The sequence below is a fragment of the Mesorhizobium temperatum genome (assembly GCF_002284575.1).
Lineage (GTDB): Bacteria > Pseudomonadota > Alphaproteobacteria > Rhizobiales > Rhizobiaceae > Mesorhizobium > Mesorhizobium temperatum.
In genome coordinates, this window is record NZ_NPKJ01000030.1 from 48,268 (window position 1) to 58,082 (window position 9,815).

Annotated in this window: 10 protein-coding genes; 5 read left to right on the forward strand and 5 right to left on the reverse strand. The window is 61.8% G+C overall.

Features of this window, described 5'->3' with window-relative positions:
- Positions 1–6 precede the first annotated feature (6 nt).
- The 3 genes from CIT26_RS08940 to tsaA form a co-directional block, all read right to left on the reverse strand.
- Entirely contained in the window at positions 7–966 is a 960-nt protein-coding gene (locus tag CIT26_RS08940; protein ID WP_095492244.1) for an aminotransferase class IV, read from the reverse strand.
- A gap of 101 nt (positions 967–1,067) precedes the next feature.
- A complete protein-coding gene (locus CIT26_RS08945; RefSeq protein WP_095492245.1) occupies positions 1,068–1,379 on the reverse strand; it encodes a DUF2293 domain-containing protein in 312 nt (103 codons plus the stop codon).
- Positions 1,376–1,897: a tRNA (N6-threonylcarbamoyladenosine(37)-N6)-methyltransferase TrmO gene (gene tsaA, locus CIT26_RS08950; RefSeq protein ID WP_167391331.1), complete on the reverse strand. Its 522-nt coding sequence runs from the start codon at positions 1,895–1,897 to the stop codon at positions 1,376–1,378. Before tsaA ends, CIT26_RS08945 begins: the two co-directional genes overlap by 4 nt.
- Positions 1,898–2,040: 143 nt before the next feature.
- On the opposite strand from tsaA, the gene CIT26_RS08955 reads away from it, so the two are divergent.
- Together CIT26_RS08955 and metF are read left to right on the forward strand one after the other, a co-directional pair.
- Positions 2,041–3,063: an ArsR/SmtB family transcription factor gene (locus CIT26_RS08955; protein ID WP_095492246.1), complete on the forward strand. Its 1,023-nt coding sequence runs from the start codon at positions 2,041–2,043 to the stop codon at positions 3,061–3,063.
- Positions 3,063–3,980 carry a methylenetetrahydrofolate reductase [NAD(P)H] gene (gene metF, locus CIT26_RS08960; RefSeq protein WP_095492247.1) on the forward strand — a complete coding sequence of 306 codons (918 nt, stop codon included), beginning with the start codon at positions 3,063–3,065 and terminating at the stop codon, positions 3,978–3,980. Before CIT26_RS08955 ends, metF begins: the two co-directional genes overlap by 1 nt.
- Positions 3,981–4,517: 537 nt before the next feature.
- Here the strand turns inward: metF and CIT26_RS08965 are convergent.
- Complete coding sequence (locus CIT26_RS08965) at positions 4,518–5,435, reverse strand: DMT family transporter (protein WP_095492248.1); 918 nt, start codon at positions 5,433–5,435, stop codon at positions 4,518–4,520.
- A gap of 230 nt (positions 5,436–5,665) precedes the next feature.
- On the opposite strand from CIT26_RS08965, the gene CIT26_RS08970 reads away from it, so the two are divergent.
- Both CIT26_RS08970 and CIT26_RS08975 read left to right on the forward strand, forming a co-directional pair.
- On the forward strand, positions 5,666–6,886 hold the full coding sequence (locus CIT26_RS08970; RefSeq protein ID WP_095492249.1) for an alanine racemase: 1,221 nt from the start codon (positions 5,666–5,668) through the stop codon (positions 6,884–6,886).
- 93 nt (positions 6,887–6,979) lie between these two features.
- Positions 6,980–7,645, forward strand: a complete 666-nt coding sequence (locus CIT26_RS08975) for an MSMEG_1061 family FMN-dependent PPOX-type flavoprotein (RefSeq protein ID WP_245319276.1) — start codon at positions 6,980–6,982, stop codon at positions 7,643–7,645.
- A 150-nt stretch (positions 7,646–7,795) separates the two neighbouring features.
- On the opposite strand, the gene CIT26_RS08980 is transcribed toward CIT26_RS08975, so the two are convergent.
- The gene (locus CIT26_RS08980) at positions 7,796–8,527 is read right to left on the reverse strand and encodes an SDR family oxidoreductase (protein ID WP_095492250.1); all 732 of its coding nucleotides are present in this window, start codon (positions 8,525–8,527) and stop codon (positions 7,796–7,798) included.
- A 129-nt stretch (positions 8,528–8,656) separates the two neighbouring features.
- On the opposite strand from CIT26_RS08980, the gene CIT26_RS08985 reads away from it, so the two are divergent.
- Positions 8,657–9,550 (forward strand): LysR family transcriptional regulator, encoded by an 894-nt coding sequence (locus CIT26_RS08985; protein WP_095492251.1) that lies wholly within the window; start codon positions 8,657–8,659, stop codon positions 9,548–9,550.
- Positions 9,551–9,815 lie beyond the last annotated feature (265 nt).

The window sequence follows — 9,815 nt, forward strand, 5'->3', positions numbered from 1 at the left end:
TTTGGGTCAGGGATAGCGCACTGGGCCCGACCAGGCCGAGTCCTCGTGCTTTTGCCAATAGATCGCCATAAGGCGCCTGGTAATCGCACCGACCTTGCCGTCCGCGACCGGAACACCGTCGATCATCGTCACCGGCATGATGCCCCCGGCGGTCGAGGTGATGAAGACCTCGTCGGACTGACGCAGCGCAGCGACGCTGATATCGGCCGCTGCAACTGCAAGCCCCGCCTCTGCGCAGAGATCGAAGACGGTGCGACGGGTGATGCCGGGCAGCACGCCGACAGCCGGGGTCGACAGTTTACCGTCATCCACGCAAAAGACGTTGAAGCCGGGGCCTTCCGCGACATTACCGTTGAAATTTAGGACCAGCGCGGTCTCGGCGCCGCGGTCATAGGCGTCGTAGAGGCCTCGCACCAGGTCGAGCCAATGATAGTTCTTGATCGCCGGGTCGATCGAGGCCGGTGGGATGCGCACCTTGTCGCTTATCGCCACATGCAGGCCGCGCTGCAATTGCTCGGCATTGGCGACCGAGCCGAAGGGAACGGCGAACGCCATGAAGCGGTTGACCGCGTCGCGCGGGTCGCGGCTGAAGGTCGGCGAGGTGCCGCGCGTGCACAGCATCTCGACATAAGCGGCGCGATGACCCGACAGTGCCACGCAATTGTGGAGGATTTCGGCCACGCCATCGCGGTCGAACGGGATCGTCATGCGCAGCTTTTCCAGCCCGCCGAAGAAGCGATCGAGATGCAGGTCGAGGCGGAAGAAGCGGCCGTTCCAGACATGCACGGTGTCGTAGGTGGCGTCGGAATGCAGGAAGCCCCAATCCAGCACCGAGATCTTGGCCTGCGACATCGGCAGATATTGCCCGTCCAGGAAGGCAACACCTTCCGGATAGGAGTGCGGGTCTATGTGGCGGGCGGAGAGCGAGGGCAGTGGTTTGGCTTGCGGATCGATCAAGTTGCTCATCACGTCCTCCGTCAGGTCATCCGTCCAGACGCGATAGAGCGCTGCGGGCGGGTGGCACAAGAGACAGGCTGGGGTTCTGGATGAGCCATCGAGAGACGTTGTTATTCCTCATCGTTATCCTCGAGCAGACGCGTGGCGCGCCAGCGGGTCAGCACGATGTTGGTCTGTTCCATGACGAAGAAACGCGCCGAGTCGCGGTCGTAGCCTTCGGCCAGCAGCTTTTCGTAGTCGGTGTGCACATGACGGATATGAGCGATGGTCGCCAGCCACACCGCGATTGTCGGCGGCAAGCTCTTCATATGCACTGCGCCGGCGTCGGCGCGGATCTTTTCCATGTCGGCATAGGGCGCCAGCGGCAAAAGCGCTGTCAGCGCCTTGGCGATGGCGCGGCGGCGGCCGGTCGGCGCGCTCAACGCACAACCTGTCCGGGCTCGTCCCGTCCGGCAATGGTTGCGTCGGCAAAGGCATCGGTCGAGGCGAAATAAGGCTTGATATCGATGACCGGCGTGCCATCGAGCACGTCGATGGCATCGAGATCGATACGGCCCGTGTCGATGTCGAGGGCGACGAGCCTGGCGATATGCAACCCGACCGGGTTCGGCCGGGCCGGGGAGCGCAGCGAAAAAACGCCCTTCGGTTCAGCCGCATGGCGGGGTTTCTGAACAATCAGGGTCCGCGGCGCGTGGTGCAGCCAGGACAGGATGATGACGTGGCTGGCGCGCTCCAAACCAAGCAGACCGTTACGATAGCGCGGATCGATCGTGAGAACCGCCTGCTGTCCGGTTTCCCGCGCGGCTTTCATGTTCTTGGGGCAAGTCTCCCGCGCGGTCCAGGGCGAGGCGATGCGGCCGATGAAGACGACATGGCCGTCCGGCGGCATATCGGCCGGATCGGTTTCCAGAAGCTTTTCGCCGCTGCGCGTCTCGAACATGGTTTTCGCCCCGATCCTGCTTCCGGCTTTGCGCGATCCGTCACGCATGCGCCATTTTCTTGTCCGGAAGCGACATAGCGCTTGCAAGGCTATCAAAATCGACATAAACATATGTTTATATCTTTTTCAAAGAGAATGCTCGCATGCATGTCGCTCTCGACACCATGGTAGATACATTGAAGGCGGCGGCCGAATCCAGCCGGTTGCGCATCCTGGCGTTGCTGTCGCGCGGCGACCTGACCGTTTCCGATCTCACCGAAATCCTCGGCCAGTCACAGCCGCGCGTCTCGCGCCACCTGAAGCTGCTGCTGGAGGCGGGGCTGATTGGCCGCTACCAGGAGGGCTCATGGGCCTTCTTCCGGCTGTCGGATTCGGATGCGGCGCGGGATTTCGTGCTGCGGTTGGTTTCCGGCATCCATGGCGCCGACCCGCAGGTCGAGCGTGACCTCGAGCGGCTGGCAGCAGTCAAGCGCAAGCGGCAGGATCGCGCCGCCGAATATTTCTCCTTAAACGCCGCAAGCTGGGATCATATCCGTTCGCTGCATGTGCCGGACCGCGCCGTGGAGGCAGCGCTGCTTAAGCTCGTCGGCAAGCGGCCGTTCCAGTCGATGCTCGATCTTGGCACCGGCACCGGGCGGCTGCTCGAGATCTTTTCGCCGCTCTACCGGCGCGGCATCGGCATCGACATGTCGCGCGAGATGCTGACCGTGGCGCGCGCCAACCTCGACAAGGCCGGCGTTTCGAATGCGCAGGTACGCCAGGGCGATATTTTTGCGCCGCCGGTCGAGCGCGACGCCTTCGATCTCGTCACCATCCACCAGGTGCTGCACTATCTCGACGATCCCGCCCGCGCCATCCGCGAGGCAGCAAGGCTGCTGCGTCCGGCAGGCCGGCTGGTGATCGTGGATTTCGCTCCGCATTCGCTGGAATTCCTGCGCGACGCCCACGCGCATGTGCGGCTCGGCTTTTCCGACCGGCAGATCACCGAGTGGTTTTCCGAGGCCGGGCTCGACCTCGAGGAGAGCCAGGAATTCGAGCCGCGCGGTGGCAACGAGCCCAGGCTCACCGTAAAACTGTGGCTCGGCCGTGACCAGCGCATGCTGATCGCCGATCCTTCCAACCACGCACAACCGGCCAATGCCTATCCGATAGGGGAAACCGCCTGATGAACCAGTTCCGCTTTTCCCGCCGCCCTGACATTGGTGACAAGGTCAGAGTTTCGTTCGAGTTCTTCCCGCCGAAGAACGACGAGATGGAAGCAAGGCTGTGGGACACCGTCACCCGGCTGCAGCCGCTCAAGCCGAAATTCGTCTCCGTCACCTATGGCGCCGGCGGCTCGACGCGCGAGCGCACAGCGCGCACGGTCAAGCGCATCCTCAACGAAACGGCGCTGACGCCGGCGGCGCACATGACGTGCGTCGATGCGGCGCGTCACGAGGTCGATGAAGTCATTCAGGAATTCGCCGACATGGGTGTCACCCGCTTCGTCGCCTTGCGCGGCGATCCGGCCGAGGGCGTCGGCGCCGCCTACCGTCCGCATCCGGACGGCTATGCCAATGGCGCCGAACTGGTGGGGGCGCTGAAAGGTGTCGGCGATTTCGACATCTCGGTCTCCGCCTATCCGGAAAAGCATCCGGAGAGCCCGGATTTCGCCACCGACATCGACATGCTGAAGCGCAAGGTCGACAATGGCGCGACACGGGCGATCACCCAGTTCTTCTTCGACAATGATCTCTACGAGCGCTATGTCGAGCGGGCACGGCGGGCCGGAATCTACATACCGATCGTGCCGGGCATATTGCCGGTCCACAATTTCACCCAGGTCGCCAATTTCTCGGCGCGCTGCGGTGCGCTGGTGCCGGCGTGGATGGCCGAGCGCTTCGATGGGCTGCAGACGGACCCGCAGACGCATGCGCTGGTGGCGTCCGCGGTGGCGGCCGAGCAGGTGCTGGACCTTGTCGAGCGCGGCGTCGGCGATTTCCATTTCTACACCATGAACCGGGCCGATCTGGTCTTCGCCGTCTGCCACATGATCGGCATCCGCTCGCATGAGGCTGAAGCTGCGGGGTCTGCTGCGGCGTAAGTCTCGGCCAAGTCTCTGGAAATGCAAAAAGGCCGGGTAAAAACCCGGCCTTTTCGATGACTTGGACTATTCGGTGCTGATCTTCCGTTGCTTTGGCGGGTCTACGGAAGAAAGCCCATTATCAGGGCTCCGATGAATGCAAACGCAGCACAGATCATCAATGCGTTGATTGGCCTCGTGAGTCCCACGTCATAGCCTCCTCTTAAAGAGCTATGGCCAGAGTCTAGGGTCATTTGTGCCACAGGCAAGCGGAAAATATGCTGCAATGCGACGACATTGTGGAATTCACGAGCGGCCATTTGCCGTTAGGCATTGAAACTCTTCGGCAAAATCCCGCTTCGGACCTGTGCATAAAATGTGACGAAGCTGGGGCAGCGACGGATATGGCAGCGCTACCGCTGCCGAAAATCGGAATCGATTTTCGGGTCAATGCGAAGATTCAACGGGTTGGAGCGTCGTTTGCGCCTCCGATTGGATGCGAAGCTCTAAAGCCTGTCGCGCATGGGAAGCGACGCGCTCTAGGTTGGGCGACATGCATTAGCGTCGGCCGAACAGGCGGCCGTCAATGATGACGAGGCCGAGCGCGATCAGCGCCATGCCGCCGAGTTCGAACAATTCGAGCCGTTCGCCCAGGAACAGAAAACCGAGCAGGATGGCGCTGGCCGGCACGATCAGCGTGACCAGCGAGGCGTTGGTGGCGCCGGCCGAGGCGACGAGGTTGAAATAGAGGATGTAGGCGAAGGCGGTGGACAGCAAGGCCAGCGCCAACACCGCTGCCCAGACCGGCGGCGAGGCCGAAAACAGGTTGGCATTGCCGTGGCTAAGCAGGACGACCGGGATCATGATGGTGGTCGAGGCGGTCAATTGTCCGGTGGCGATGACCGGTGACGGCACGCCCTTGAAGCGGCGGGCAATCATCAGGGCAACCGCATAGGACAGCGACGCGCCAACCAGCGCGAATTTCGCCCAGACCGGCCCGCCCAGCCCGGCAAGCAGGCCGGGACCGATCATCACCGCCGTGCCGACGATGCCGAGCGCGATCCCGGCAAGCTTGTTCCAGGAGAGTTTTTCGTCTGATGTCAGCGCGTTGGCGAGGACCAGCGTCCAGAACGGCGTCGTCGAATTGAGCACCGAGGCGACACCGGCGCCAAGCTCGGTCTGGCCGGCGAAGATCAGCGAAAAGGGAATGACGTTGTTGACGAGCGCCAGCAGGAAGAACAGGCCGGCATGCGGCAAGGCGAGGCGGAAGGACGGACCGCGCAGGCCGAGATAGAGCTGCAGCGCCAGCGCCGCTATAGCGACGCGAAACAGCACCAGCACCAGCGGCGGGATATCGGCAACCGCAATGCGGGCAAAGAAGAACGAGCCACCCCAGATCGCGCCGAGCAGCAGAAGCTGTGCCCAGTCTTTCAGGGCCATGGGTCCGCGCATTGCAGTCGTGGTTGTGATCGCCATGGATCGTCCTCCCAGATGGCTCTGAATGCCAAGCCAATCAGCCGTCTGTTCAGGCCATATCCTGTTCGACGGCAAGGGCCACCCGAAACCAGATCGGTAGGCTAGCTTTTCTGTCATCTGGCCTGTCATCTGGCGTAGCGCCGCGGCGTCCGCGCCGCGAGACATAGAATTGTTTTCATTCACGCATAGGTTGGATTAATTGTGCGCAGTCTAGGTCAAGGGATTCGTCCATGCAGCGATTCGAAAATGCGCGCGAAGCGGCGCTGGCGCTTCGCCCGGACGATCCGATCTATTGCTTTCGCCCGCAGGTGCTGAAGGCGGATGCCGCGCAGTTCATGGGCATGTTTCCCGGCAAGACCGCCTATGCGGTCAAGACCAACGGCGAGCAGATCGTGCTGAATGCGCTGGTCGAGGCCGGCGTTGGCGCTTTCGACGTGGCCTCGCCCGGCGAATTCGCCGCCGTGCGCGCGGTCTCGCCCGACGCCGAGATGCTCTACATGCATCCGGTCAAGGCGCAGTCGGACATCAAGCTGGCGCTGGAGAAATACGGCATCCGGGTCATCTCGCTCGACCATGAGGACGAGATCACCAAGCTGACCCGCGTGGTGCGGGCGCTCGATATCGATCCGGGTGCGATCACCGTGTTCGTGCGCATCCAGACGAAGGGATCGGCCGCCTACGAACTGTCGAAGAAATTCGGCGCCGGGCCGGCCAATGCGGTCGAGCTGGCCGAACGGCTGAACCGGACGGGCTACAAGGTCGGCTTGTGCTTCCATGTCGGCAGCCAGATCGAGGATCCCGACACCTATGAGCGGGCCCTGGCCTCGGCCGACTGGGTGCGCAACCGCGTCAGCTTCGACATTGCCGGGCTCGATGTCGGCGGCGGTTTTCCCGCCGAATACGGCCATGATCCCAACCGCAAGCAGATCGAGATGCCGTCGCTCGGCCAGATCATGTCGCGGCTGTCGGGCGATCTGAAGGAATACCAGTTCGACCAGACGCCGCTGGTGGCTGAGCCGGGCAGGGTGATCGTGGCGCGCTGCCTGTCGCTGATCGTGCGCGTGCTGCTGCGCAAGGGCAAGCGGCTCTACATCAATGACGGCATCTGGGCGTCGCTGTCGGATTCATGGACCGGCAAGATCACGCTGCCGGCGCGCTTCATTCCAGACCCGGCGATCCGTTCGCGCAATGGCGAGGAGAAGACCATCGTGCCGTTCAAGGTGTGCGGCGCGACCTGCGATTCCGTCGACATCCTGTCGCGACCGTTCTGGCTGCCGGAAACGGTCGATACCGGCGATTGGATCGAGATCGGCCATATCGGCGCCTATTCGCTGTCGCTCAGGACACGGTTCAACGGCTTCTACCCCGACACGTTCGTCGAGGTGACGACGCCGTTCGATGAAGGCGACGCGCCACAAGGGTTCGCCAGCCTGGAGACGATGGCGGATTAGGGCGTGGACTCATTAGTTCAGGACGCGCACATTGGAAAAGTAAACCACCCGCGCCTGGCTCACCTACGATTGCATAACTGAGGGGTAGATCGGATGCCCAGCGACATCAGACAATGCGATATGACCAGTCTTCGGCATCGTTTTCGCAATGTCGTCACCAGCGAGGAAGAGCTCCGAACAGTAGTCGGTCAGCCCCCAGAGCGTTCGGTCGCAAAGGTAATACAAATAATCGACGAATATGCGCGTCGCTTCATCGCTCATGCGCCTTTCGTCTTCGTGGCATCGGCCGGGGCCGATGGAATGGTCGACGTCTCGCCAAAAGGCGATCCAGTCGGATTTGTTAAGGTGTTGGACGATAGGACTCTTGCCATCCCGGACCGATTGGGCAATCGCCGGCTTGATACTTTGCGCAATGTTTTGATCAATCCGAATATCGGCCTAATTTTTGTAATCCCAGGCGTCACGTATACGTTGCGCGTAAGCGGCAGGGCCATCATCGTTCGAGATCTTGAGCTTCGTGAAACACTGGCCGTCAATCAGAAACTACCCGATCACGTGCTCGTCGTTGACGTCCTGCATGTTCTTTCCCACTGTCCAAAATGTATGGTCCGCTCGGGATTGTGGCAGCCGGACGCGTGGCCTGACACAAGTGGGTTGCCATCCTTTGCGGAAATGCTGGTCGCGCACGGAAAACTAGCTCAGACAGTTGAAGAAATGCAGGCAATCATAGACTCGGGTAACCGCGAACGGCTCTACTAGGTCGCGTACTCAGCGCGTAGCCAGATGCGGATTGCGACGAGTTTGAGTGCGGCGAGACAGTTCTCGAGTTGCCGTAACCAGACATCGATCTCGACCCCGCTTTACCGTCGCACTGAATGCCGTTTGTGTTTACGGCCTAAGCTGCGTCGGTTAAGCGACGCCGCCGCCGGCCTGAATGTTCTCGCCGGTCAGCCAGCGGGCCTCGTCGGAGGCGAGGAAAACCGCGACATCGGCAACGTCGCGCGGCGCTCCGATCCTGCCGAAGGGCGACATGCCGGCAGCCACAGCCCGGTCCCGCTCCGGAAGCAGGTCGGTGTCGGTAAAGCCCGGCGAAAGCGCATTCACGGTGACGCCGCGCGGCCCGAGCTCGCGCGAGAGGACGCGGACGAACTGCTCGACGGCTCCTTTGCTGCCGAGATAAAGGGCGGTCTGGGTGAAGAACATCTTGGTTCCACCGGTGGAAACCGCGATGATACGGCCACCGTCGCGCACGCGGCGCGCCGCTTCCTGAAGCGTGAAGAAGGTGCCTTTGGCATTGGCGCCGAAGACGTGGTCGAAGTCGGCTTCGGTGGCCTCGACCAGCGGTTTTATGACGGCGACGCCGACATTGGCGACAACGATGTCAATTGCCCCCATCTGCTTTTCGGTTTCGTCGAACAGCCGGCGGATGTCGGAAACGCTGGAGATATCGGCCTGAACGGCAAGAGCTTTTCCGCCATTCTCGCGGATCGCGGCAACGGCTTCCTGGGCGGCTTTCTCGTTGCCGATATAGTTGACGACCACGGCCGCCCCGTGTGTCGCGAGCCCCTCGGCGATGGCTCGTCCAATGCCGCGCGAACTGCCCGTCACGAGCGCGATTTTGCCTTCAAGCGAATGATACATAGCTGCTATCCCTTTCTCGTCCGGCTACGGCGCTCCAAATCGAGCGGCGTCCCATGTGGAAGTTAGGGGCATGCTATTGCTGAGATAATAGCCTATGATCGAACAGGCTTGTTAAGTCTAGGATATATAATGCGCGGGGCCGAGTTTTCCGAGCTGAAGGCGTTCGCAACGATCGTCGAGGAAGGCAGCTTTGTCCGCGCCGCGGCCAGGCTCAGGATTTCGCCGCCGGCGCTTAGCCAGACGATACGCGGACTGGAAGAGCGTGTCGGTGTCCGGCTGCTCAACCGCACGACCCGCAGCGTGTCGCCGACCGCAGCAGGCGAAACGCTGTTTGCACGCCTCGCACCGGCATTCAGTGAACTCGAAGGGGCTGTCGCCGACGCGCATGCATCACGCGATCGACCGGCAGGCTCGCTGCGCATCAATGTTCCACGCATCGCCGCCATGCGTTTCATCGCTCCCATGCTCGGCGATTTCCGCCGCGCCTATCCCGATATTGCCCTCAACATAATCGTCGACGACACGCTGACTGACATTGTGGAGGGACGATTCGATGCCGGAATCAGGCTTGGTGAGCGGCTGCATAAGGACATGGTGGCGGTGAAACTCAGCGACGAGCTGGAGATGGCCGCAGTGGCGGCGCCCAGCTATCTCGAGCGTCACCCCATACCCCGTCATCCCGCCGACCTGCATCATCACCAATGCATCAATTTCCAGTGGCCCGGTGGCGGCAACATCTATCGATGGGAGTTCGCGCGAGGCCAGCGCGCTTTGGAAATAGCCGTGAACGGCGGTCTGACGGTCAACGACACGGAACTGATGATCAGGGCGGCCCTGGATGGGATCGGCGTGGCTTACATGCTGGATTACCAGGTTCGGCCGTGGATCGAAACCGGCAAGCTCATCCGCTTTCTCGAAGCCTGGTCGCCCAGATTTCCGGGCTTTTACCTATATCATACGAGCTCCCGGCAGGTTCCGCCGGCCTTGCGTGTCTTCATCGACTTCCTGCTCGCCAGGCGATGACGCCGTTCGATGAAGGTGACGCGCAGCAGGGGTTTGCCAGCCTAGAGACGATGGCGGGTGAGCTCCTGCCTTCTCCCACAGGGGGAGAAGGTGGCCGAGCGCAGCTCGGTCCGATGAGGGGTGTTCCAGCTTGACGTCGACGGCACTCCGTCCAGCACCCCTCTTCCGTCCCGGCGCTTTGCGCCGATCCACCTTCTCCCACAAGGGGCTAGCGTGCGCACATATTTGCTTCGAGTGGTTTAGTTTGGATTTGCAAGAGCGAAGC

What these genes read in the sequence shown, in the direction of transcription:
- CIT26_RS08965 (WP_095492248.1), bottom strand. Translation starts at nt 5,435, where the DNA reads ATGGCGATCACAACCACGACTGCAATGCGCGGACCCATGGCCCTGAAA.
- CIT26_RS08985 (WP_095492251.1), top strand. Translation starts at nt 8,657, where the DNA reads ATGCGCGGGGCCGAGTTTTCCGAGCTGAAGGCGTTCGCAACGATCGTC.
- CIT26_RS08975 (WP_245319276.1), top strand. Translation starts at nt 6,980, where the DNA reads ATGCCCAGCGACATCAGACAATGCGATATGACCAGTCTTCGGCATCGT.
- tsaA (WP_167391331.1), bottom strand. Translation starts at nt 1,897, where the DNA reads ATGTTCGAGACGCGCAGCGGCGAAAAGCTTCTGGAAACCGATCCGGCC.
- metF (WP_095492247.1), top strand. Translation starts at nt 3,063, where the DNA reads ATGAACCAGTTCCGCTTTTCCCGCCGCCCTGACATTGGTGACAAGGTC.
- CIT26_RS08940 (WP_095492244.1), bottom strand. Translation starts at nt 966, where the DNA reads ATGAGCAACTTGATCGATCCGCAAGCCAAACCACTGCCCTCGCTCTCC.
- CIT26_RS08970 (WP_095492249.1), top strand. Translation starts at nt 5,666, where the DNA reads ATGCAGCGATTCGAAAATGCGCGCGAAGCGGCGCTGGCGCTTCGCCCG.
- CIT26_RS08980 (WP_095492250.1), bottom strand. Translation starts at nt 8,527, where the DNA reads ATGTATCATTCGCTTGAAGGCAAAATCGCGCTCGTGACGGGCAGTTCG.
- CIT26_RS08955 (WP_095492246.1), top strand. Translation starts at nt 2,041, where the DNA reads ATGCATGTCGCTCTCGACACCATGGTAGATACATTGAAGGCGGCGGCC.